Source organism: Nocardia sp. Tas62D01 (assembly GCF_055232035.1).
Map to the genome: position 1 here is coordinate 9,564,872 of NZ_JBUYUZ010000001.1, position 22,578 is coordinate 9,587,449.

At 66.9% G+C, this 22,578-nt stretch carries 23 protein-coding genes; 7 read left to right on the top strand and 16 right to left on the bottom strand.

Going from position 1 to position 22,578, the window contains the following annotated elements; translation table 11 throughout:
• Positions 1–41 precede the first annotated feature (41 nt).
• The 3 genes from ACV7NQ_RS46540 (at position 42) to ACV7NQ_RS46550 (ending at position 1,873) form a co-directional block, all read left to right on the top strand.
• On the top strand, positions 42–1,289 hold the full coding sequence (locus ACV7NQ_RS46540; RefSeq protein ID WP_463363012.1) for an IS110 family RNA-guided transposase: 1,248 nt from the start codon (positions 42–44) through the stop codon (positions 1,287–1,289).
• A gap of 128 nt (positions 1,290–1,417) precedes the next feature.
• Positions 1,418–1,555 (top strand): hypothetical protein, encoded by a 138-nt coding sequence (locus ACV7NQ_RS46545; protein ID WP_463365312.1) that lies wholly within the window; start codon positions 1,418–1,420, stop codon positions 1,553–1,555.
• 174 nt (positions 1,556–1,729) lie between these two features.
• Positions 1,730–1,873, top strand: coding sequence for a hypothetical protein (locus tag ACV7NQ_RS46550; RefSeq protein ID WP_463365313.1), 144 nt, complete (start codon positions 1,730–1,732; stop codon positions 1,871–1,873).
• Positions 1,874–2,193: 320 nt separating this feature from the next.
• On the opposite strand, the gene ACV7NQ_RS46555 is transcribed toward ACV7NQ_RS46550, so the two are convergent.
• Positions 2,194–3,285 carry a nuclease-related domain-containing protein gene (locus ACV7NQ_RS46555; RefSeq protein ID WP_463365314.1) on the bottom strand — a complete coding sequence of 364 codons (1,092 nt, stop codon included), beginning with the start codon at positions 3,283–3,285 and terminating at the stop codon, positions 2,194–2,196.
• Positions 3,286–3,490: 205 nt separating this feature from the next.
• Here ACV7NQ_RS46555 and ACV7NQ_RS46560 point away from each other — a divergent pair, with 205 nt between their 5' ends.
• The 4 genes from ACV7NQ_RS46560 to ACV7NQ_RS46575 all read left to right on the top strand — a co-directional run bounded on the left by ACV7NQ_RS46560 (position 3,491) and on the right by ACV7NQ_RS46575 (position 7,396).
• Complete coding sequence (locus tag ACV7NQ_RS46560) at positions 3,491–3,787, top strand: transposase family protein (RefSeq protein ID WP_463366069.1); 297 nt, start codon at positions 3,491–3,493, stop codon at positions 3,785–3,787.
• 183 nt (positions 3,788–3,970) lie between these two features.
• Positions 3,971–4,255: a site-specific integrase gene (locus ACV7NQ_RS46565; protein WP_463365315.1), complete on the top strand. Its 285-nt coding sequence runs from the start codon at positions 3,971–3,973 to the stop codon at positions 4,253–4,255.
• A gap of 1,322 nt (positions 4,256–5,577) precedes the next feature.
• Complete coding sequence (locus tag ACV7NQ_RS46570) at positions 5,578–6,450, top strand: peptidylprolyl isomerase (RefSeq protein ID WP_463365316.1); 873 nt, start codon at positions 5,578–5,580, stop codon at positions 6,448–6,450.
• Between the two features lie 391 nt (positions 6,451–6,841).
• Positions 6,842–7,396, top strand: a complete 555-nt coding sequence (locus ACV7NQ_RS46575; protein ID WP_463365317.1) for a hypothetical protein — start codon at positions 6,842–6,844, stop codon at positions 7,394–7,396.
• 76 nt (positions 7,397–7,472) lie between these two features.
• On the opposite strand, the gene ACV7NQ_RS46580 is transcribed toward ACV7NQ_RS46575, so the two are convergent.
• From ACV7NQ_RS46580 to ACV7NQ_RS46650, 15 genes are all read right to left on the bottom strand, one after another.
• On the bottom strand, positions 7,473–7,859 hold the full coding sequence (locus ACV7NQ_RS46580) for a DUF4913 domain-containing protein (protein ID WP_463365318.1): 387 nt from the start codon (positions 7,857–7,859) through the stop codon (positions 7,473–7,475).
• Positions 7,856–9,679: a TraM recognition domain-containing protein gene (locus ACV7NQ_RS46585; RefSeq protein ID WP_463365319.1), complete on the bottom strand. Its 1,824-nt coding sequence runs from the start codon at positions 9,677–9,679 to the stop codon at positions 7,856–7,858. The genes ACV7NQ_RS46580 and ACV7NQ_RS46585 overlap by 4 nt, the downstream gene beginning before the upstream one ends.
• A gap of 46 nt (positions 9,680–9,725) precedes the next feature.
• Complete coding sequence (locus ACV7NQ_RS46590; RefSeq protein WP_463365320.1) at positions 9,726–10,253, bottom strand: hypothetical protein; 528 nt, start codon at positions 10,251–10,253, stop codon at positions 9,726–9,728.
• 140 nt (positions 10,254–10,393) lie between these two features.
• A complete protein-coding gene (locus ACV7NQ_RS46595; RefSeq protein WP_463365321.1) occupies positions 10,394–12,115 on the bottom strand; it encodes a peptidoglycan DD-metalloendopeptidase family protein in 1,722 nt (573 codons plus the stop codon).
• Between the two features lie 91 nt (positions 12,116–12,206).
• Positions 12,207–12,593, bottom strand: a complete 387-nt coding sequence (locus tag ACV7NQ_RS46600) for a transposase (RefSeq protein WP_463365322.1) — start codon at positions 12,591–12,593, stop codon at positions 12,207–12,209.
• On the bottom strand, positions 12,577–14,976 hold the full coding sequence (locus ACV7NQ_RS46605) for a hypothetical protein (RefSeq protein ID WP_463365323.1): 2,400 nt from the start codon (positions 14,974–14,976) through the stop codon (positions 12,577–12,579). Before ACV7NQ_RS46605 ends, ACV7NQ_RS46600 begins: the two co-directional genes overlap by 17 nt.
• A 7-nt stretch (positions 14,977–14,983) precedes the next feature.
• Positions 14,984–16,474: an SCO6880 family protein gene (locus ACV7NQ_RS46610; protein WP_463366070.1), complete on the bottom strand. Its 1,491-nt coding sequence runs from the start codon at positions 16,472–16,474 to the stop codon at positions 14,984–14,986.
• A gap of 2 nt (positions 16,475–16,476) precedes the next feature.
• A complete protein-coding gene (locus ACV7NQ_RS46615; RefSeq protein WP_463365324.1) occupies positions 16,477–17,940 on the bottom strand; it encodes a hypothetical protein in 1,464 nt (487 codons plus the stop codon).
• Entirely contained in the window at positions 17,934–18,797 is an 864-nt protein-coding gene (locus ACV7NQ_RS46620; RefSeq protein WP_463365325.1) for a hypothetical protein, read from the bottom strand. The genes ACV7NQ_RS46615 and ACV7NQ_RS46620 overlap by 7 nt, the downstream gene beginning before the upstream one ends.
• A complete protein-coding gene (locus ACV7NQ_RS46625) occupies positions 18,791–19,612 on the bottom strand; it encodes a hypothetical protein (protein ID WP_463365326.1) in 822 nt (273 codons plus the stop codon). Before ACV7NQ_RS46625 ends, ACV7NQ_RS46620 begins: the two co-directional genes overlap by 7 nt.
• Positions 19,613–19,685: 73 nt before the next feature.
• Complete coding sequence (locus tag ACV7NQ_RS46630; protein WP_463365327.1) at positions 19,686–20,351, bottom strand: hypothetical protein; 666 nt, start codon at positions 20,349–20,351, stop codon at positions 19,686–19,688.
• A gap of 53 nt (positions 20,352–20,404) precedes the next feature.
• Positions 20,405–20,680, bottom strand: a complete 276-nt coding sequence (locus ACV7NQ_RS46635; protein WP_463365328.1) for a hypothetical protein — start codon at positions 20,678–20,680, stop codon at positions 20,405–20,407.
• An 8-nt stretch (positions 20,681–20,688) separates the two neighbouring features.
• Positions 20,689–20,985, bottom strand: coding sequence for a hypothetical protein (locus tag ACV7NQ_RS46640; RefSeq protein WP_014351788.1), 297 nt, complete (start codon positions 20,983–20,985; stop codon positions 20,689–20,691).
• A gap of 59 nt (positions 20,986–21,044) precedes the next feature.
• Positions 21,045–21,686: a DUF6668 family protein gene (locus ACV7NQ_RS46645; protein WP_463365329.1), complete on the bottom strand. Its 642-nt coding sequence runs from the start codon at positions 21,684–21,686 to the stop codon at positions 21,045–21,047.
• Entirely contained in the window at positions 21,683–22,567 is an 885-nt protein-coding gene (locus ACV7NQ_RS46650; RefSeq protein WP_463365330.1) for a MinD/ParA family ATP-binding protein, read from the bottom strand. The genes ACV7NQ_RS46645 and ACV7NQ_RS46650 overlap by 4 nt, the downstream gene beginning before the upstream one ends.
• Positions 22,568–22,578 lie beyond the last annotated feature (11 nt).

Sequence of the window (22,578 nt, forward strand, 5' to 3'; positions counted from 1 at the left end):
GCGGACGCCCCTGGCAGGACACGGTTTCCGGAGGAATGTTCGTGGAGTTGTTGCATGAGCGGTGCGCCGCGTTGGACATCGGCAAGAAGGATCTCAAGGCGTGCGTGCGGACACCGAGCGTGAGCAAACGTAAGCGCTCGCGCAACCAGGAGATCCGCACGTTCGCCACGACCACCAACGCCCTGCTGGAGTTGCGGGACTGGCTGGTCGAGCAGGAGGTGACCCTGGTGGTGATGGAAGCGACCGGGGATTACTGGCGGGCGGCGTTCTACTTGCTGGAGGACTGTTTGAACGTGATCCTGGTCAACGCCTCCCACGCCAAGGGTCTGCCCGGCCGCAAAACCGACGTCTCCGATGCGGCGTGGCTGTGTCAGATGGGTGAGTGTGGCCTGTTGCGGGCCTCGTTCGTGCCACCCGAACCGATCCGGCACCTGAGGGATCTGACCCGCTACCGGACCACGCTGACGGCCGAACGCACCCGGGAGGCGCAGCGGCTGGAGAAGGAGTTGGAGGACGCCGGGATCAAACTGTCCAGCGTGGCCACCGACATCCTGGGCCGCTCCGGCCGCCAGATGCTGGCCGCGTTGATCGCCGGCGAGCAGGACGCACAGGTGCTGGCCGACATGGCCAAAGCGCGGATGCGCCCGAAGATCCCACAACTGGTCGAGGCGTTGACCGGCAACTTCGGTGAACACCACGCCTTCCTGTGCCGGCTGCATCTGGAACGAATCGATCAGTTGTCTGCGACGATCGAGGAACTCTCGACACGGATCGAGGAGCAGATGCGCCCTTTCTCCCGCACGATTGACCAGTTGGTGACCATCCCCGGAGTCGGTCGGAGGGTGGCCGAGGTCATCATCGCCGAGACCGGCGCCGACATGAGCCGATTCCCCACCGCCGGACACCTCGCCTCATGGGCTGGGGTATGCCCCGGACACCACGAATCCGCCGGCAAACGCCGATCGGGCAAAACCCGCCACGGCGACCGGTGGCTGACCGGTGCGTTGGGCACCGCGGCACTGGCCGCCGCCCGCACCCGCGACGGCACCTATCTCGGCGCGAAATACCGTCGGCTCGCGCCACGAATAGGCAAGCAGAAAGCCCTTGTCGCCCTGCAACACTCGACCCTGGCAGCGGTCTGGCACATGCTCACCGACGACGTCGACTACCAAGATCTCGGCGGCGACTACTTCGCGCGCCTGGATCCCGAACGCGCCATGCGACGCATCGTGCGCCAAGCCAACGCCCTCGGATACGCCGTCCGTTTCGACCCCATCCAAGCCGCCTAATCAATAAGACCTGCAACCACACCAAACGTGACGACCCATCCCGGCTCGCTACGCATCGCCGGGAACTGTCACGTGCCCGCTCACCCGCCCACAGCCACTCACCATGGGTTTATTTTCGGATCAGGCGCGTGGGTGTTACCGCGCGCCCGCTGGCCGGCACCCGCACGACCCTGCATCTGGTCTGGCGCGCCAAAGACCGAAGCCCCATCGTGGAGCGCTTCCGCTTGGTACTCGCCGAGATCCGCGCCAGGAGTGAACAGTCCTGAGCAGCAACCTGACCCTGCTGGCTCGCCGGCCAGCCTTCATCGACTGGCAACACCGCAGGAGTTCCGGCGCATGACGCCAGAGCAGGTCCTGAGCGTGATCCCGGCGTTTCACCCGGTATGGGAGAACACCGACCCGCAGGTCATCGCGTTCGCTGACGCCCACGCCGCCCCGCCGTGCGCACCTACGTTGCGGCAATCGACGAACTCGCCGGCCTCACCGACGAAGTACTCGACATCTGCAATGTGCTGTCTGGGCAGACGATCGAGAAGCTGCTGGCAATGTCGGATCTCGAAGTCGGCCTCGACGCACTGAAATGACTGGGACACAGACTGTCTGACTGACCCGCGCCCGCCCCGAGTGGGACTCCAAGCGGTACCGGGCCATCAGCTACCGACCGAATCCGTATCTGCCGCAACGAGTTCAGCCACACGCGCGCAGAACGGGTAGCGACCCGGTGCGTCCTGGACCATCGCTCACCGCGACATGAAATCACCTACAGCCCAACACCGCTCACCATCTGCCGGGATAGCAACCTGCCTTAGCGTTACTTTTCACGCGGATGTATGCACTGCCGTGATCCGACCAATCAGAAGCGCTGGCACGCGTTTCCTCAGTGACAGTAGGGTGGTCAGTCACATCAGCAGTTCGTCTGGAATGGGTAGCACCCGTGGGAGGTCGACGGCGCGACTGGCGGCGGCGGGGCTTGGGTCGGCGGGGCTTGGGTCGGCGGGGGCGGTTCGGGTGTAGGCGAGGGTGGCGGTTCGGCGATCGAACTGGGGGCGGTCTGTTGATCGCTGGTGTCCTGATGAGCGCTCTGCGAGCCACTGTCGGCCAGGTACCAGACGCCGCAACCGACTACGGCGAATGCGGCGGCCGCCAAGACCGCGGACCGGCGCGGGGAGCGTCTGCGGCGCGTCGAGGCATACGACGACTCGGCACCGGGCGTGTAGGGCGCGGGGAAATCGTCATCGCGACCCGTCCGGCCGAGATCCACTCGATCTGAGGTGTGGCCACCAATGATGGCGGCCGGGGCGGCCGGCGGCGGCGAGGCGGCGAGCGGCGGCATCCCTGTGACCGCCGAGTGCGGGTCCGCTGGCATGGCCTGGTGGGTTGGGAAGCCTTCGGCGAGTAAGTCGGTGCGTGAGGCGGCGTCGGAGATGCCCAGTGCGGCGAGCACGTCGAGCACCAGCTCCGCGGTCCATGGGGTCTCTCGTCGCCGTGCGGAGCGGTCGAACCAGGTCATCAACTCCGAGGAGTCGGTGCCGCGCAGCACATCACGCCCTGTCGGCATCGGTGTCGGCCCTTTGTCCAACCTCACCGCGGCACCGGGAGACGGAACTACCAGCACCAGCCCCGCCACGAACAGCCCTTGCTCGCCGCCGACTTGTTCGGCGAGACGTTTGAGGCCGAACATGCCGGCGGCGACCTGGTCGAGTGGGTTGGTGTCGCCGGTGCGCACATGTACCGGGTCACCGTCGATTCCGGGCAGGCTCCAGCGGCTGTTGACCGGACACGACAGCGTCCCGCCGATGCGCTCGAGGATGCCTTTGACCTCGATCACCACACTGGATTCGGGTGTGATGACGACCAGGTCCGCCTCGTAGCTGCGACCACGGTCGGGGATGTAGCACCCCGAGATCGCGATCCCTGGCGACTTGCGCGATCGCAGCCAGTTGATGGCCTTCTGCTCCGGGCCCGATATCTCTCGGTCTGTGTGATAGACCAGCACGACTGTTATCCCTCCCCTGCGAGCTCGCCCGGACGTGTGGCGATGCCGACACCGTACAGACGCGCACTGACATGAACTGCTGATCGATCTTGTTGTGCCGCAATGTCTCTCATGGATTATCCTCCAAAGATGTGGTTTCGTGGCCAATGTGGGGCGGGCCGAGGCCGGTGGATGACGCTACAGGTCCATCTGCGAGAACCATTGTCTGGCCGAATCCGGCATGCTCGAGACGATGGACCCAGCCGACTGGATCGGCGACAAAGGCTACATCGGCAACGGCATGATCACCCCGATCCGCAAACCACCCGGCCGGAAACTGTTGAACTGGGAGAAGAAATTCAACAAGCAGGTCAACAAGATTCGCTACCGAGTCGAACGAGCAATCGCCAACTTCAAGACCTGGCGAATCATGCACGTCGACTACCGACGACCCCTCGACACCTTCACACAAACCATTTCCGCGGTCATCGGCCTGCACTTCTATCAACTGGCCTGTGAATAAGCCTCCGGATCTGCTCGACGACCCCGACACAGGCGACTTCCTGACCACCCCGGCCGACAAACGCGGGGTGACACCGCTGTTCTGGGAACACGTCCTGCCTTATCTGGACAGTTCCACGACAAGTTCGAGGCGTGATAAGCACGTCTCCCGTCGATCGGCATGGTGCACGGCAATGATGGCGCGGTGCAGGTGGTCACGGTTCGTGAGGCCGGTGCCGTCCGGCATGTTCGGCTCGTCGACGAGCAGGGACATGCGGTTGACGCGGCGTGCCGGTTTCTGCAGCACTTGGCCGATCGCGGAATGTCCCCGAACACGATGTGCGCCTACGGCTACGACCTCAAACGGCTGTTCTCATTCCTGGCTCGTGAGCAACTCGACTCGCGCGACTTCGGGCCCACCGATGCGCTGGCCTTCTCGGCTACTTGCGGAAACTCCCCAGCAAGCGAGCGGCCCAGCGTCTTGGCCTGACCGTCGTAGCTGGGGGCATCGGCACCGGGCACACTGCTGTCGCCGGCGACGGTCAATCGCGTTCTCGCTGCTGCATCCAGCAGCTCTGACTGGGCGACCGCCACCGAGGCGTACATGAGCGACGAGTCACCATTCCAGGTTCGCGGCGATCAGGCGCTGTGCCTGATCGGCATCGGCCGTTCATGGGCCGGGCCAGCCGACAACGCCCGGTACGGCGCATCGCCTCGGTGCGTCAGCCGATGCGGTTGCCCCGCCCTATTGGTGACGCAGATGTCGAGAAGTTCCTGGCCAGTCTGACTCGACTGCGGGATCTGGCGATCTTCTTGTTGATGCTCGGCGGTGGGCTTCGTCCCGGTGAGGTGCTGTCTTTGCAGATCGATGACATTCTCCTACGGCCGCCGCCGCGTCGTGGTCCGCCACCGCGACGACCATCCGCGGGGAGCGCGGGGAAAGTCTCGGAACGAGCGCGTCGTGAATATGCACGAAACCGCGCACGCCCGAAGCCGTCAGCCGCTACATGATGCACGAACGACCACTCGACGCCACCACGCCGTTCGCGTTCGTGCTGGGAGGCAACGGAAGACGGCGCTTGGAGCCGTTGAGCTACGACGCGGTCGTGCGACTGTTCGCCGGGGCGGATAGCATCCATAACAGGCAATGACACCGAGCTCGATGCGCTGATCGTCCGTGTACATATCGAGGCAGCCTGCCGGCGGGGCGGCGTTCTGGGCCTAGAAGTTCCCGACCTGGATCCGGAGGATTGCCTTATCAAGCTTCACGAGAAGGGAGAGACCGTCCGCTGGCAACCGATTTCACCGCTGCTCATGGGCAAGCTGCTGGAGCACATGGACAAACGAGGAGGTCGGGAAGCCACCAATAAGGTACTCCGCTACCGCGACGGCCGCCCGATAACCGCACGTCGCTATGACTACCTAACGACGCGGGTCCGACAACACCTGCTGTGGGCAGATCGCCTGCAAGTTTCAATCCATTGGGTTCGGCATACGACCCTCACATATGTCGAGCGAGAGTTCGGTGAGGCTGTTGCCCGCGCCTACGCTGGCCATGCTGAATCAGGAAGCAACAGCGCTACCCCGATCTACACCGGCGCGAGCATCGTTGAGGTCGCGGAAGCGCTGGTCGCACTGACCGGACAGCCGCGCCCGCTCGCCCGGAAGGTCCGCCATCCACTGGCACCGAGGAGCTCCGATGGATGTAACGTCTGATGCCATGAGCACGCACTCGAGGCGGGTTCACCCCTCTCTCAGCGTTGGATGGCACACTCTTAGGCCGTACGTAACGGATACGGGAGGAACGTGGTAGTGCCGAGCAACGAACAGCGACGAGCAGCGGCAAAACGCAAGCTGGAGCGCCAGCTGGCCAATCGGGCCGATCGAACACGCAGGCGTAAGCAACTCACTATCGCCGGGTCTGTGCTCGGCGTCGTCGTCGCGGTCGCGGCGGTCACCGGCGTCTATTTCCTGACCCGTGGTGACGACAGTGCGAACAACGCCTCCCCACCGACCAAGGACGCTTCGCTGTCTGCCGCCGCGCCGCCCGTCGCCCAGGCCAAGCCCGCCACGGTGAACTGCACCTACCGCGACGCCAAGCGACCCGCGGACAAGCCGGTGAACAAGCCGCGCACCGACGGCATACAGACCGGCGGCGCCAACGCCAAGCTGAGCATCAGCATGGACACCAGCCAGGGCCCCATCGGCCTCACCTTGAACAACGCCGAATCGCCGTGCACGGTGAACAGTTTCGCCAGCCTCACGGGCCAGGGTTACTTCGACGGCACCAGCTGCCACCGCATGACCGCGGGCGACGGCCTGAAGGTGCTGCAATGCGGTGACCCGACCGGCACCGGAATGGGCGGCCCGGGTTACGAATTCGACAACGAGTACCCGACCGATCAGTACGCCCCCGGCGACCCGGCCGCTGAGCAGAAGCCCGTCGCGTACAAGCGCGGCGTCCTCGCCATGGCCAATGCTGGCCCCGGCACCAACGGCAGCCAGTTCTTCATCGTCTACGGCGACTCCGAGCTGCCGCCGCAGTACACCATCTTCGGCACCGTCGACAAGGACGGTCTCGCGACGTTGGACAAGATCGCCAAGGGCGGCCAGGACAACTCGAACGGCCCCGGCGACGGCAAGCCCACCCTCCCGGTGACCGTCGCCTCGATGCGCATCGACTAGCGGAGCGCGTTTCGGGCCCGTCGCCGACCCTCGGTGGCGGGTCCGCGCCGCAACCAGGGTAGGCGACCCTAATCATCCGGTAAGGGTGGGCTAAAACCGGAGATCCTTCGGTGCTTTACACTGCGCGCCGGAATTGTGCGATATATGCTGTTGAGCGGCACGCCCGTACGGTTGTGTCGAACTTTCTCGGGTAATCTCGAAGTAAGGAGTTCCCGTAGCGTAGTCAAACCCTCAACATGGCGATCCCCCACCAGGGAATGCCACGCCACGAGTCTTCTGGGTGTCCACGTTTGCAGCGGGGCAGCGTCCAACGGACTACAGTTCGCGTGGCGGTGTCCGTGACGAAGCACCACAACATCCATAGTGATCACTGCAGCATCGGGGAGCAGCCATGTCCGAGGAACTGGACGACATCGGCCGGGAAACCGCGGCCATGATGAGGACTATGTTGCAGCTTGCGACGCTCGTCGCACTGCGGACCCGTGAACGTGGTCAAAAAGAAGCCGAAGCACGTGTCAAGGTCACCGAGGCCCGTATCAAGGAAGCCAGGGAGCTCCAGATACGCGAGGCCAGGGACGCGAAGGCCAAGGATCCGCGCAATCTCGAGTTGGCCCGGATGGTCGAGAAATCGGTGCCGGCCAAGGGCATCTCATTGGAGAAGGACCGGTTTGCCGAGCAGGCCGGAGCCAGCCGCATGGCCGCCAACGCGTCCACGATGTCGAAGCCGCTCATCAAGTACGATTCCGCCGAACGCCGCACCGCCATCGCGGCCCATCTCGCGAGGATGGGCATCTCGCCGGAATTGGCGGCGGTACGGATGTTGATCGAGGTCGGGCAGGCACAGCCACCGGAAGAAGCGGTCCGCATCCGTGACGACGCGACCCGCGCGGCAGCGGCCCGAGGCCGGGAGCAAGAAGCCCGTGGCTTGGAGCGGGTCCGTCAGTAGACATGCGAAGACGCCCGCCTCCTAGGCGGGCGTCTCGTCGTTCCGGGGACCCCACTGCGCCTTCGGGATTCGCCGCCTACAGCCGGAAGTCGCCGATGGTTGGATCACCGAAGAGCCCCTGCGCCGGAGACTTCGACGGCAGCGGGCTCAGCATGTCCTTGTGACCGTTGCGCACACTACAGTACTTGAAAGGTCCACGGGGATCGAACAGCTTGGTCATGTGCGGGTCCGCATGGTCGAGGAACCACACACTCAGGCCGGTGCTGGGTTGCAGCCGATAGTGCTCCCATGCCCGCCAGAGCGCATCCAGCCTCGCCACCGCCTCGGCGTGCTTCCACCACTCAGGGCACCACACCGTTTCGCTGATATCGGTCACCTGGCGGCGGTAGACGAGACTCAAGTAGTTCTCGACGAATTCCACCACGTTGGTGTAAATCATCGGCTGTTGCTGCTGTTCGGTCACAGCGGCCGAACCTCCTCGACTTGGCCGTACTCAGGTGGCGGGGTGACCTTGGTCAGCGAAGGCGAACCGACCAGGTCGGCGATCTCAGTCTTGCGCCCCGGAAGGTGGTGTGAGATCGACTTCTTCACGTCGGCGGCGTACTCGCCCTCCCACCACGGCACGGTGCGGATGAGCACCGCCGGTTGGCCGGAGGTGAAGACGATCGCGCGGCCCTGCGGCAGCGTCGCCAACGCGTGCACGGTGAAGGTCTTCGATGAACCCAGCGAGCGCGAATAGCTCTTGCCACCTTTGGATTCCGACACCGACGCGGAGATGACGTCGTACTCGCCGATCGCTTCGGACCGGTCCCGCAGGAAGTTCATATCGTCGACACCGGGACCGAGCACCTTGACGTTCGCTGCCGACCACAGCGCGAGCATGCCCGCGTCACCCCAGCAGCGCGCACCCTGTGCCCACGATTGCAGCACGGTCATCACCACGATGCCGCGTGACCCGAAGTGGCTGTACTGCTTGGGCAGATCCTTCCAGCGCACCACGTTCGCCGCCTCGTCGAGCACGGCGAGCAGCGGAATGGGCAGCCGACCGCCGGGCGAGCGCGACGCTTTGCGCATGGCCACATCGACCACGGCCTCGGTGAGCGCACTCACCAGCGGCGCCGCCGAGCCACGGCCTTCCAGCGACAGGCTGTAGAGCGTGCCGTTGCGCTCGAGGAACTCCAGTTCGTCGAACTGCCTGCGGTTTTCGCCGGGCAGGATCCACGGATGCACGTTCGACAGCTGAAGGCAGCGGATCATCTTCTTCGCGGTGCCGAAGATGCCGCTCTTGGTCCGCGGATCGGCGTTGTACTGCATCGCCAAGCCGGAGGCCGTGTAGTGGTGGCGGGCCTGACGCAGCAGCTCGATGGGCTCCGAGTCGTTCGGATTGGTCACCCAATCCCAGACCTGGACGATCGGCATACCGCCCGTCGCGGCCGCGAGGAACAGTCCGGCGAGCAGATCCTCGGCCTCGGGGTCGAAGAACTCGTCGGACTTGGTATCGGTGCCGCTGTCGGCATCGGCGAAGTGCCCGGCCAGTCGGGCGGCGCGCATTTCACAGCCCTCGTGGTGGGCGTCCACCCAGGCCAGCGGATCCCAATACCAGGTGGGTTCCTCACCGGCCACGCCCTGCGGATCGAAGACGAAAGTCGGACTTCCCTTGGCCTCCCGCACATCTCGGGTCGCGTCGACCACGTCCCGCTTGTTGGAGGTGGCCAGCACCGGGCCGATGGCGGTGAGGATCGCCGGGATCACCCGGGAGGTCGACTTGCCCTGCCGCGGACCCCAGATGTCCAGGTGCAGATCCTCATAGGAGCCGTAGAGCATCACACCGTCGGCGACGCCGATCCCGATCGGCACACCGGGCGCGTCGTTGTAACCGAGCCGGACGCCGAGCATCTCGGCCTTTGCCCGCACCCCGGCCTCGGTGAGCGAGGCGATGTCGCTGCCGTTGCCCATTATGTCGGCCTTGTCGTCGATGCCGAGTCTGCCTTTGCCCTGCCGCTTCTTCAGCTGGTTGCGCACCGCGAGGTAACCGACGGCCACCGCTATGACCAGCAGCACGATCACTGTGGAGGCTCGCGGCCAGTGCAGCTTGCCGCGGGCGAGGTCGGCGACGATGGCGATCGGGTTGATCGGGATGTTCTGATGGGTCACCGCCATCGCGTTGCCGAGATGTAGTGCGATCCACAGGGTCCCGACAAGGGCGAAGCCGGCGAAGATCATGTAGAGGCCGATATCGGGTTCGGGCACTGCCGGATCTTGCACCTTCTTCTTTTTCGCCATGTCTGCCTCCTGTGTGGACCGTGCTCTGCGGTGGGGTCTGCGCTGATCAGCGGTATGCGTCGAGCCGCCAGCCGTCGGGTGTGTGGACGACGGTCGCGATGACCGTCGCAGGCGGCAACTGCTCCTTGCGCCCGTTCGGATAGACAGCGGTCTGCTCGATGCCGATCTTGAACTGTTCGATATTCGGGTCGGGCCCCGCGGGCGGCTTGTCCCCGGAGGCGAAGGTGAAGGCATCGACGTGTGCCTTCGCCCTGGCCCAATCCGCCCATTGCAACGTCGGTTTCGGCGTCTCCAGTCCGGTCGGCGAGCTATCCAACATCCGAGTCATGCTGGGGCCGAGCCATTTCCGGGCCCGGGTCAGCGATGCGCCCTGGTTCTCGGTGGCGGGCTGCCAGGTGTAGATCTCCTTCAGCGCCGCCACCGCGACACCGTCGGGCGTGACCGGATCGGGTGCGGGCACGTCTTCCAGCAACCGGGTCGTGGACGTGGGTGAGTGTGGCGCACCGGAATCCGTGCCGCCGCTGTCTCCGCTGCTACAGGCCGCACCCAGCATCGCGACGCCTACCACCAGCATCACCACCAGTTTCGCGCGTGCTTTCGCTTTATCATTCCAGGCTAATCGGTCATTCAAGGCTAACTGCCCCGACCGACACATGGGCGGTCCGAGCGCCTCATGTGCTTCGGCGTGTTCACTCCCCCGGTTCACCCCGCTATTCACAGTACCCTCCGCACGCGCGCGTCACCGGGCACCGCGACCTCGGTCACCCCGCCGCGGGAACGGGCGTCCGCACCGGGCACCGCCTGGATCATTTGTCCATTGCCAGAATAGATTCCGACCTGCGCCGGACCGCGCGGACCGAACGCGCTGAACACCAGATCACCCGGCGCCGCCTTGCTCATCGGCACCTCCGCGCCTGCCTCCCACTGCTGTTCTGCGGTGCGCGGCAGCGTCACGGTGCCGGAGGAGGCCGCGAACACCGCCGCCGAGGTCAAGCCCGGACCGTCCAGACCACCGCCGCTCGGTCCCTGCGGCCCGCCACCACCCCAGACATATGGCTGGCCGAGCCACTGGCGCGCCGCCTCCACGATCTGGCCACCGCCGGACCCGTCCTGTGGAGTGAACCGGCCGAGCGAACCCGGCGCGCGGTACTGCGGTTCCATCGCGAGGATGTTCGCGACGTACGGTTGGGTCTCAGAGTAGTGCGCCGCCACCTGATTCGGCATCCCACCGGAGGCGAGCACCGCGCCCTCACCGGCGTTGTAGGCGGCCAGGGTGAGCGCGACGACATCGCCCTGCACCCGGCCCTCGGCCTCCCAGTTCATGATCTGGTGCGCGATCGCGCACATATAGCGGCCCTGGCCGACGATCGCGTCACCGTCGTCCCACACGCTGGCGACACCATTGCCGTCGGCATCGATGACATACGGCTTGCCGTCGTCGGGGTCGATGCCGGCCGCGGTGCCGGGCAGGAACTGCGCCAAACCCTGCGCGCCCGCAGGCGAATTCGCGCCGCGCCGGAAGCCGGACTCCTGCCTGCCCTGCGCGGCAAGCAGCGACGGGGTGATTTGCGGGCAGATCGAGCCCGCACGGCGGTACCAGACCTCGAGCTCCGGCGGCACCTTGCCCGCGGCCAGCGCGCCACCGGCGCTGCCGAAGCCGCGACTGCATCGTGGATCGCTCGAAAATGCCTGCGCGCCACCGACATCCGGGGTCGGTGCGCCGTCGAGCCAAGGCAGCGGGTCGATCTGGCGGCCGCCGGTGAAGCGGCCACCCGGCACGATCTCGAAATGCAGGTGCGGGCCGCTGGATTCACCGTCGGAGCCAACGGTCGCGATGGGTTGTCCCGCGGTCACCGCGTCGCCGACGCGCACGTGCACGCCGCTGGCCCACATGTGCCCGTACACCGCCGAATACGCGCGACCGTTGGTGTCGACCGAGTCGACGACGATCCAGTTGCCGAAACCCGATGCGGGACCGGCCGCGACGACGCGGCCGTCGGAGACCGAGTAGATGGTGGTGCCATCGGGCGCGGCCAAGTCGACGCCCATATGGGTGCCGCCGCGCGCGCCGAAGACGTCCGACACCGTGAACGTGCCCGCCGCCAGCGGCAGCGTGCGGCGGATCGGGCCGCTGCCGGCAGCCAGCAACGGCGTGCCGGTAACCGTTGGATTCGTCGGTGTCACCGTGGAATTGCCCGTCACCGTGGAATTGCCCGTCACGGTCGGGTTGGCGCTCGTCGTCGGACTGCCGGACGCGGCCGCGGCGCGGGGGTCACCCGGCGCGAAACCGCCCAGCGGAGGCAGCACGGTCGCCGATCCGAGGACCGAGGCGCCCTCGCACGCGTCGTCCACCGCAGGCAGCACGATCACCACCACCAGGGTCATCAACCCCAGCACCGCACCGAGCGCCACCCACAGGATGCTGCGCCCGGTCATCGCGCCTGCTCGCGCGGATTCGGCACCACCCGCCGGAGCCGCGGCGGCACTGCCTGCTCAGGCCGAATGCGGACCTGCGCCGGTCGGCAGGTCACCTGTGGCGCCGGGATTCGTTGAGTGTGTCGGCAAGTGTGCGGTTCATTTCGGCGGCGGCGGCCAATTGTTGTTGCAACAGAGCCACTTTGCGGCGCAGCGCCGTCGCGTCAAGACGTTCCAGGCTCGGTCCTTCGGCGGCACGCACCCAGTTGCGCACCGAATTCGTGTGCACGCCGATCTGTTCGGCGACGACCCGGCACGCCTCCGATTCGCTGTGGAGTTTGCCGGTCAGCGCGATGACCTGCTCCACAGCGGCATTGCGCACTTCCGGCGACACTCTTCGATAAGACCGATGCGGCATCATGCGCCCCACCTCCCGCACGCGGCCACCGATCTGCACCACCGCGCGGCCATCGAGCCAACCCTCATGCGGCACTCCCACTGGGCGAATCCGTGCCACGCGCGGTGGATTCGGTGAACTCACTGAACCGCTGGTTGGTGTCGTGGATTCCACTTTCCTTCTCCGAGAGGGTGAACTCCATGTGGAACGGGATGCCGGGCCGGCGATCCTCGCCGATCTTCAGCAGGAACTTGCCGGTGCCGGGTGGTGAGGGCCGTTGCTGGCCGGGCTTGAGCGCCTCGCCCGTCAGCGCCTGCGGTGCGGACCATCCGGTCACCATCTCCTCCTCGGCGGATGTGAACGGAATGGTGCTGTCGAGCCGCTTGATTTCCTCGCCGGGCAGCGCGCCGAAGATCTTGGCGCGAGCGCGCTCCAGGAAGCCGAGCGCCTTGGCGATCGCGGCCTCCGATCCGAGTGACTGCAGGTCCTTGATGGTATGGCTGATCATGATCAGCGCGGTACCGATGCCTCGCTGCAGTCGGGTCAGTTCGTCGACCCGGTCGATCATGAAGTCGCCGAGGCCGAGCACCTGCCACAGCTCGTCCATGACGACCTGGAAATAGCGCTGCGGCCCGAGTTCGGCGTCGGCGAGCACGTGCGCCGCTTCCACCGAGGCGAAGCCGTCGGCCCAACAGGCCAGCATCACGGCGGCTTTGAGTTTCTTGTCGCCGGTGGGGATGTGCGAGACGTCGATGCAGACCGCGACGGCGCTGGTGTCGATCGGAACGGTGGTCTGGCCATTGAAGATCGCGCCGAACGGTCCCTGGGTGAGCGCGCGCAACGAGCGCCGCAGCCCCTTGATCGCGACCTGATATTCGGCCGCGTCGTCGGCACCCGCGTCGAGCATCAACTCCTCGCCGCCGCCGACGATCACCTCGAGCAGGTTCTCCATGATCGGCGGTTGATCCGGGGTGTAACCGCTGCCGGGCCGGTACAGCACGCGCAGCGCGGTAGAGATCAGCGTCTCCTCGTAGTCGCGCACCCGCGCGCCGCGGACCAGTTCGACCAGACCGGCCACCAGCGTGACCTGTCTGGCCCGCAGATCCTGCAGCACCTGGGTTTGCAGGGCGGGCAGTTCTTCCAGCCGCGGCACCACCGAGCCGAGCACACCGGCAGCGAGCGGGTTGAGCTTGCCGTGCCCGTAGCCGAGGTCGATCACCTGACCGCCGACCAGTTCCACCATCTTGCGGTAGTCCGGTTTCACGTCGGCCAGGATCAGCGGCGTGATGCCCTGGGCGATGCCGCCGAGCACGATCCGGCGCACCAGCGACGACTTTCCGAAACCGTTGAGTCCCAACACGAACAGGCTCGGCGCGGTGATGAAGCTGCCGCGCAGGAACCAGTTCATCGGGTCGAAGCAGACCGGTGCGCCGGTGTGCAGGTGCGAGCCGAGCGGGGTGCCGATGAGCGGCGCACCGGCGCCCACCGACCACGGCCACAGACCGGCCACCTGCGCGGTGGTGGCCCGGTATTCGACCGGGCGGCCGACCACGTTCATCCGGCCGCCGCCTGGCCCGGCGTAGCCGCGATCGGTGAGTTGTGCGGTGTTGCGGTCGAATCCGTCCTTGTAGGTCTGCTCGGCGCGGGCCGCGTAGTTGCGGCGACGGATATCGTCGGTGCGGATCCGGAAGGTCGCCCAAGCGGCGCGCAGGCCGGTGCCTTCGCGGCTGATCCCTTCCAGCTTGGTGCGGGTGACATCGTCGAGTAGCGGCGGACCCTGTTGTTTGGCCTTGTCCGCCCTGGCCTTCGCCCTGCGGGCGGTCCTGTCCATCTCCGGTGTGCCCATGGCGCGGTCGGCGGCACGGTCCGCCTTCACCGGCCGCTGCGCACCGCGACCGGTCTTCGCGCCGTTGCGGTCGGCCCGCCGGCCGCCGCGGTCCCCCGGCGCCGCACGATTGCCGCGCGGACGATCACGGTCGCGCGGCGGCCGTTCGGTCCTGGCACCGTCGTTGCGCGCACGATCCGCGGAAGTGCGCTCGCCACGGCCGTTCTCGGACCCGGCACGGTCGACATGTGGACGATCGGCACGCGGCCGCTCGGGATGCGCCCGATCGGCACGGACCCCGTCGGCCCGCCCGGCTCCGGCCCGCGCTCGGCGCTCGGCCGCCTCGCGTGCCGCTCGCCGCTCCCGATCGGCCATCTCTTCCCGGCCCGGTCGATCGTCGCCACTCACCCGCGCCGATCGCCGAACCCGGTCCGGCATCTCCTCGATACCGGAACGCTCGCGGCCACGCGGCCGGGCACCGTCGCCAGCGGGACGCTGTGCGTCACCGGAGGAGCGCTGCGCGCCACCGACGGGGCGCGGTGGCTCCGCCTCGAGCGCGGGGCGGTGTGCCCAGTCGTCGGGGTCGTCCTCCGGACGCCGTTTGCGCCGGACCGGCGCACCGTCCCGTTCCCGCACGGGTGGCTCGTAGTCACGTGCCATGAATCGCTCACCCCGCCAGTGCTTTCGGAATTGTCGCGTGTTCCGGCAGGATCACGCCGCAGCCGAGCGAGGCCGCGAAGGCCGCCGACTGATAGCGATAACACCGTCGGATCTTCAGCCGCGCCTGCGTGGACAGGTCGCGCGTGATGGCTTCGATACGCGGCAGATCGCCGCGCAGGGGCTCGGTGATGGTCACCAATGCCCCGAAGCGGGTCACACCGTGACCCCGGGCTTGCTCCTCGCGGGCCTGCTGGGTGGCGCCCACCCGCAGGGTCGCGGCCGCCGAGACGACCCCTCGTTCGCTCTGCTGAGCGACCAGTGCGTTCTTGAAATCGTCGTCCACGATCTCCGCGGCATCGGCGGCCGAGTGTGGACGATAGACGATGGCGATGCGCTTGCGTGGCACTTCGGGATTCGGGGCGAGCAGTCGTTGCAGCACCCGCTCGTCCACCGCGCCCTCGGGTGCGGCGTCCATCTCCCAGGTGACCGAGCGGCCACCGTCGTGCACCAGATGATCCCACTTCTCGTCGTGCGAGACCGGTCCGGCGTCGGCCCAATCCAGGCCGTGCCCTTCGGGTTCACCCGCGGCTACCTCGAGGTCGGCCTGCGAGGCCGGGTCGTAGCTGCGCCGGATGAACGAGATCACCTCGTCCGCCGACATCGGCTGCGCGCGCACGCCCGCCTCGGCCAGCGCGGCGCAGATGCCCGGCAGCCTGCGGCCGATCTCGACCGCCTCCTCGGCGGGGTTCTTGCGACGCTCGGCGGTGGTGGCTTTGAAGGTGATCGCCACGCGCGGCAGCAGCTGCACCCGCTCCTGCGGCAGTTCGGTGGCCAGTTCGTACATCACCTGCTGCGCCAGCTCCGGCGCTTCGGGCCGAGTGATCGTGGAAACCTCGGTGAGCAAACGGTTTCCGGTCTCCGGCACGGTGTCGATCACCGGGACGACGGCGACGATGTCACTGGTCTGGCCGACCGAGGCGAGGAAGGTGCCCCACGCCGACACCCAGCGGTCGATCACCGGCTGGTCGACCGCCTCGTGGCCCTGCGGCCACGCCCGCAACACCACCGTGTACTGCGCGAACTGCGGCAGGTGGATCATGCCGAAGCTGTAGCCGCCAGCGTCGATGCCCTCATACAGCTTTGAGGGCGCCAATAGTCCGGGTAGCCGGGTGACGCCGCCGGGGATCCGGGAGAACCGGCCGCCGCGGTACACGTGCTCGCCACGATTACGCGACCGCATCCAGTTGAACATCATTATTCCGTTCTCGTAGCCAGATCGGCCGCCCGACCGCCACACCAGTGGAACCATCACGACAACGCCGGTGCCGCCCACGATCAGACCCCACTGGAAACCGCCGACCATGGCGCAGATGAGGGCCGTGATCACGACGACGAAGCCGATGACGGTCTCCTCCCAGCGCAGGCCGAAAAGGCCTGCGCTGCGGGGCTTCTGCCACAGTCCGTAGGAGCGGCGCTCGTAGGTATCGCTCGTCGTCATCGTCATCGCGGAATGGTGCTCCTCCCGAGGTCGGGTGAACGGTTCGCCCAGCGATCGCCGGCTACGTCACCCATGGCTTGATCGGCACGCGTCAGCCCACTGGTCGCGGCGCGCGCCGCGCCGATCCGGCCCGCCGCACTGGCCGCACCGGACGGTACTCCCGCGCCGCCCTGCGGGCTGGAGGCGCGCGGACCGCCTGCGGCACCACCACCGCCACCACCACCGCGCGGCGGTGCCGGACGCGGGCTGCCACCACGGCCTCCGCCCGACGGCGGCGGGCTGCCCGAACCACCCACGTAGCCTGCCGAACCCGGCGCCGCCGCGTTCTTGACTCCGACCGCCTTGGTGCCCATCGCGCCGAGCGCGCCGACCGCGAGCAGGGTGCCGCCTGTCGCGGTGAGACCGGAACCGCCGCTGCCAACGATCGCGACCGCGGGCGTGACCAGACGCATCAGTGCGGGCAGCACGAACGCCACACTGCACAGCAGCACGATAGCGACCAACATGCGTTGCGCCTGATCACCTTCCGGCAGTCCGCCGGTGGGCGTGAGCGAGTCCACGTGGCCCGCGGTGGTGAACGCGATCATGTAGACGATGGCCGCCACCGGCTTCCACAGCATGAACGCGATGATCCAGCCGACCAGCTTCTGATAGGCCGACTTGCCAGTGTTCATCCCCGACGCGGCCGCGGCCAATGGCAGCACGCCCGCCGCGATGATGAGCAGGCCCTGGCGAACGATGGCGAGCACGATCTGCGCGAGCGCACCGAGCAACCCAACGATGGCGATGATCAGCACCAGACCCGGTGAGAACGCCTGCAGCTTACTAGTTTTCACCATCAGCTCGGCCAGGTCCTTGGCGTTGCCGTTGGTCGAGTCGTTGATGATCCACTCGGAGAACTTGTCCGAGGCCTGGGTGCCAGCGACGATGACCGCGCCGAGCATCCACGAGCTGAACACCACCCGGGCAAACATCCGGAACGATTCGGCCGCCTCGTTCATCGCGGCGCCGCGTCTGGCCTCGGCCAGTCTGGCGCCGGAGAGGATCACCGAGGCTATCAAAAGCAATATCTGCGCCTGATAGGTGTAGTCGTTGATCTTGGTGAACAACGACCCCCCATCGCTGGCCACCTCGTTGGGCACCTTCATCCAGAACGTCAGCGCCAGGATGATGGCCTGACCGAGACCATTCATCAGCGAATCGACCACCTTGCCGAAGGTCGAATCCCACGCCTTGTCCTTGACCGCGGTCGCCGCCTGACCGGGATGCGAGGCGGCATTGCCCGCCTTGCATGCCGCGGACGCGGCGTCACCGAGCGAGACCCCGGGCAGGCCGACGTTGTCGAGCGTGTCATGGATGTCGTTGCACGTCTGGTCGAAGCCGTAGGTCTGGCCGTAGGCCACCGTCGGCGTCGCGATCATCACTGTGAAGATGACCGCGAAAATTGTGACGACTCGCCTCACCATTGTGTCCACCCCTCGATGTTTCGCAGGGACTCGATCTGGACTTGCTGTTCGCCGCTCACCGTGGTGAGCTTCCAATCTCCGTCTCGCCACACGACTGCCGTACGCATGCCCACCCATGTTGGTTGGCCATCAACTGTTTCTCGGGCCTTTCTCGCAAACTGAATGATCGCGGAATCCTCTGTGTAGCTTTCGATTCGGAACGCGTCCGAAGCGAACAACAGCGGTCTGAGTTTGTCGGGCAGCCGATCCGACACCTTGCCCTCGGCCATCAGCCGGTCGTACTCGGCAAGATATTGCGGCGTCACTTCGACCAGTCGCACCAGCAGATCTCGATCGCGCGGATTCGCGTTGGTGCGCCAGTAGATCTGCTCCGCGGCAAGTGCCGCGCCCTGCGGGGTGTGCGCGAATCCGACGGCTGCCCGGCCATCGATCCGCGCGGGGCCGTCGGAGGCCGAAAACCGCACGACCGGACCGTCGAATACCCGCTGCCACACGCCTTCTCCGCTGGCGGGTACGGGCATGGCGGTCAACCATGCGGGTGCGCCCTGCTGCGGGCGCAACGCCGGATTCTGTTCCAGCGCAACGCCTGCCGGGTCGTTTGGGACGTCGACCCGGCGGCCGAAGATGTCGACCTTCGGATCGCCGAATCCGGCCGGGCCCAGCGCCGAACCGCTGACGGGCACACTCCCCGACGTCGTACCCGCCTTCGACACCTGATCGGCCCCGGCGGCATTGTTGCGCACCGCGCCGAGTGTCACCACCACCGTAATCAGCACCGCCAACGCCGCACCGACGCCCAGCAATGGCAGCGGCGAGCGCTTAGGCTTCGGACCCGATCCTGGTCCCGCGGTCACCATTTCGACCACCCGGACAGCGATTCGACGTATTCGGTCTGCGCGCTGTTGGAGGTGGCGGGCTTGAGCCGCCAATCCCCCGCGTCCCACACCATGACCAGTCGCAGCGCCGCCCACAGCTGTTTGCCGTCGACCACAGGGCCGCGCGTGGCGAGCCGGATGATGGCCAGGTCGTCGGCGTAGTTCTCCACCTTGAACGCGTCGGACGCCACGAAGTAGCGGGTCAGCTTCTCCGGCTGCTGCTCGGGCAGGCGGTCCTGAGACAACGCCATGTCGTAGGCAGCGATCTGCTGCGCCGAGACCCGCACCTGCCGGACATACAGGTCGCGGTCCGCGGGACGGGCGTTGAGCCGGTAGGTGATCTGGGCGGCGGCCAGCACCGCGCCCTGCGGCGTGTGCGAATAGCCAACGGCCAGACCATCTTCGATGCGGGCGGGGCCGTCGGAGGTGGAGAACGGCACCGAGGCGCCGAACACCCGCTGCCAGCCGCCCGGTGCGGTGGTGCCCGTGGGCGCGGCGATCAGCCAGTCCCCGTCGGAGGGCTTGCGCTGCTGCCGGGGGTCCTGCGGAAGTGGTTGCCCCGCAGGGTTGTTCGGAATATCGACCCGCCTGCCGAGCAGGTCGACCTCGGGACTCGCGAACCCGTTCGCGCCGTTGCCCGCCGGTGCGGCCGCCCCACTGCCCGCGGCGCCGGAACTGTCACGACCGAGATATACGACCAGACCCACGATGACGATGAGCGCCAGCACCGCGGCGGAGGCGATGACACCGAAGGAGACGCGATCGCGCGGGTATGACTCCTTCTCCTTCTCGCTCATGACCGCACCTCGCTCGCGCTCGGCTCCGTCATGCGCGAGGCGCGTCGCGACATGACTCGCTCGCTGCGCTCACTCATGCCGGTGCCTCCAATTTCACGACGTCAGTCGGTAATGCGTCGACCGCCTCGATGGGGCGTGCGGTCGATTCCGGGTCAGGCAGTCGCAACCTCCAGTCGTTGCCGAACCACTCCACGATGGTGTGGTTCACCGCTTTCGAGTTGTCCGAGTATTGGCTGAAGACGTCGACCGCGGATTTCTGATCGGTGTAGTCGGTGATCTTGTAGCCGAGCAGCCGAGGCGCGTATTCGGCCGAGGCGGGTCCGGTGATCGACAGCTGCACCCGGTTCACCGACCACTCGTCTGTGCCGCGACTCGGAACCACCTCCAGGGCAACCACCTTCGACCACTGGTTGTCCGAGGCCACCGACAATCGCACCGTGTGGATGATCGCGGCGAGCGCGGCGCCCGCCAGCGAATGCTCGAAACCCGTTGCGGCGCCGTCGGCTTCCTTCTTCGGCCCCTGGTCCGCGTGGGGCAGTGGCACACCCTGGAACGGCTGCCACCGCACGTGCGTCGGCGTCTCGGACAGGTTCGGACCCGAATTCCCGCCACCGCAACCGGCCGCCGCCATCAGCAGGGCGACGCCGAACGCACCCGCAGCGGGTCTGCGGATCGCGCGCCGCAACGCACGGCGGTCCGATCCGTCCGCGACGCGCTGCGTTGCGGTCGCGGTATGCAACCGCGGCACTGTGGATTTCATTCCAGGGCCGTCCCCATCCCGGTACCGGTGGCTCACGTCGGTAGGAACGCCAGCGCGATCCCGGACGCGCTGCTCGCCACCGTCGCGCCGAGCAGACTCATCAATACGCCGTGCGAGGCGTCGTTCATCGCGAGGTCGCCCTTGAACGCGATCCACAGGCGGCCCGCGGACACGATCATCCAGGCCAGGCACACCAGCAACACAAACCAGAGCAGCCAATTCAACAGGTGCATCAGTGGTTGCAGCACCTCGGACGGCATCTGTTTGTACGCGAGCAGCTCGCCTGCCGACATTCGCACGGTGAACATCGCCGACATCAGGTTCCGATGACGGCGTTCATGATGGTGCCCGCGCTGGTTGCGACGACGCCGCCGATCATGGCACCCGCCACCATCTTCGGCGACTCGAGCCCACCGCCGGTCCACTTCTCCCACGCGAACTTGCCACCCGCGTAGGTGATGCCGCAGATACCGGACAGCAGGACGAACCAGGTGAGGTACCGGACCAGCTGCAGGATCTTCTCCGAGCCGGGAGGCGCCTCTGGTGTCGGATTACCGACTTGGGCAAGGACAGTGCCGTACGTGTCCTGCACGGCGAGGAGGATCGTGCTCATCGGGTGCCTTTCTCCATAGAAGTGCGATCAGCGGTCCGGTGTGGCGGCGAAAATCATCTTCATGATGCGCCTTCGTCGAAAGATGAAGCGGCATCCAAGTTTTCGCGTACCGCAGTGACAATATCGGTGCCGAGTTCCCGGACCTCGAGCGGAACTTCCTCGAGCGGGTCGATCTTTCGCTTCTTCGGCGGCAGCGCGTCACCTGGCGCCCACACCGGGAGCTTCTCCGGTTCGACCAGCGTCCACTCCTCGTACCACGGCACCTGCCACACCTGGCCGGCCAGCGAACCGACCACGTCGCGGTAGCGCCGGATCTCGGCGGGTAACCGGCCGGGCCGCGCGGCCACGGTAATGAGGCCGAGCACATCGGCAGATCCGGCGAAACCGGAATGATGCTGGCGCAACAGGTCGTGGGCGCGGGTGAGTCCGGCGATGGTTTCCCTGGCGACCAGGACGACGAAGGGTGATTCGCGGTCGAAGCCGCCCGGCCAGCGGCGGCCCGAATCCGCCGCGGGCGCAAGCACATGCGCGAGGGTACTAGCTCCGGCACCACCGTGCACACCTAGCAACCACACCAGCGGCGCTCGGCCGACACCGGGCACCGGGCGGTCCCAGATCAGCGCGCGCCGCGACTCCGGTGGGGCGACGACTCCGGCCTGCGCGGGTTCGGGTTGACGATGAAGTTTCATAGCGGCGGTCATGATGCCACCCCTACGAGCAGGCGTGCGTAGGCCCGGCGCGTCTCCGGAGCCAGCGACGAATGCCGGACGAGTTCACCGCGGGCCAAGTGCGGGTCGTACGGAATCTCCCTGATGTCGCGGACCCATCCCGAGAGGTGTTCACGCAAATGTCCGGCTACCCGTGACTCCGCGCCCGGTTGCTGGTGGGAGACAACGATTGTTGTATCGCCGACGATGCCGCCGCCCTGTCCATCGGCCGAATCACCGAACTGGTCATCGAGCCATTCCAGGGTCACCCGCAGCCGGTTCGCGGCATCGGCGCGCGCCGGAATGGCAAGCACCAGAGCAACATCCGAGTCGTCGAGCAGTGGCCGCAGTTGCCGTCCGGCAATCGGATTGCCGCCGTCGTAGACACCGGTGAACCCGGCGTCGTAGATCGACCGCGCCACCGTGAGATAGGTGGCCCGGCGACGCAGCGGTGCGGCGTCGCGCCACAGCAGGCCGACCCCGGAGGTCGCCTGGGACATGCATTCCTTCAACGGTGCTGGCTCGTCGTTGCCGCGGCCGTAGAGCCACGACTGCAGACTGATCGGATGCAAGTGTTCGTCGGCGCCGCGCAACGCCAGGTCGCTACCCGCCGCCGTCGCGTCCACCGCCACCGTCGGGTTACCCGCCATCGCCAGCTCCCCGGCGATCCCGAGCACCGTCGTAGTGGTCCCCGCGCCACCGCAGCCGCCGACCACCAGAATCGGGCGCTGCGTCGGTTGCGCGATCTCCGCACCGCGTTCCGCGCGTTTGCCGCGCCGTAACCGCACCACCGGAGCCCTCGTGCGCGCTGGTCGACCCGACGGTTCGCCCTCCTCGGGCACCTCGTCGAGCCAGCGGCTCCAGTCGTCTCCCATCGCCTCAGCTC

What these genes read in the sequence shown, in the direction of transcription:
- ACV7NQ_RS46625 (WP_463365326.1), bottom strand. Translation starts at nt 19,612, where the DNA reads ATGAGCGAGAAGGAGAAGGAGTCATACCCGCGCGATCGCGTCTCCTTC.
- ACV7NQ_RS46615 (WP_463365324.1), bottom strand. Translation starts at nt 17,940, where the DNA reads ATGGTGAGGCGAGTCGTCACAATTTTCGCGGTCATCTTCACAGTGATG.
- ACV7NQ_RS46650 (WP_463365330.1), bottom strand. Translation starts at nt 22,567, where the DNA reads ATGGGAGACGACTGGAGCCGCTGGCTCGACGAGGTGCCCGAGGAGGGC.
- ACV7NQ_RS46575 (WP_463365317.1), top strand. Translation starts at nt 6,842, where the DNA reads ATGTCCGAGGAACTGGACGACATCGGCCGGGAAACCGCGGCCATGATG.
- ACV7NQ_RS46585 (WP_463365319.1), bottom strand. Translation starts at nt 9,679, where the DNA reads ATGGCGAAAAAGAAGAAGGTGCAAGATCCGGCAGTGCCCGAACCCGAT.
- ACV7NQ_RS46640 (WP_014351788.1), bottom strand. Translation starts at nt 20,985, where the DNA reads ATGAGCACGATCCTCCTCGCCGTGCAGGACACGTACGGCACTGTCCTT.
- ACV7NQ_RS46595 (WP_463365321.1), bottom strand. Translation starts at nt 12,115, where the DNA reads ATGACCGGGCGCAGCATCCTGTGGGTGGCGCTCGGTGCGGTGCTGGGG.
- ACV7NQ_RS46620 (WP_463365325.1), bottom strand. Translation starts at nt 18,797, where the DNA reads ATGGTGACCGCGGGACCAGGATCGGGTCCGAAGCCTAAGCGCTCGCCG.
- ACV7NQ_RS46645 (WP_463365329.1), bottom strand. Translation starts at nt 21,686, where the DNA reads ATGACCGCCGCTATGAAACTTCATCGTCAACCCGAACCCGCGCAGGCC.
- ACV7NQ_RS46610 (WP_463366070.1), bottom strand. Translation starts at nt 16,474, where the DNA reads ATGACGACGAGCGATACCTACGAGCGCCGCTCCTACGGACTGTGGCAG.
- ACV7NQ_RS46590 (WP_463365320.1), bottom strand. Translation starts at nt 10,253, where the DNA reads ATGCTGGTGGTAGGCGTCGCGATGCTGGGTGCGGCCTGTAGCAGCGGA.
- ACV7NQ_RS46605 (WP_463365323.1), bottom strand. Translation starts at nt 14,976, where the DNA reads ATGGCACGTGACTACGAGCCACCCGTGCGGGAACGGGACGGTGCGCCG.
- ACV7NQ_RS46635 (WP_463365328.1), bottom strand. Translation starts at nt 20,680, where the DNA reads ATGTTCACCGTGCGAATGTCGGCAGGCGAGCTGCTCGCGTACAAACAG.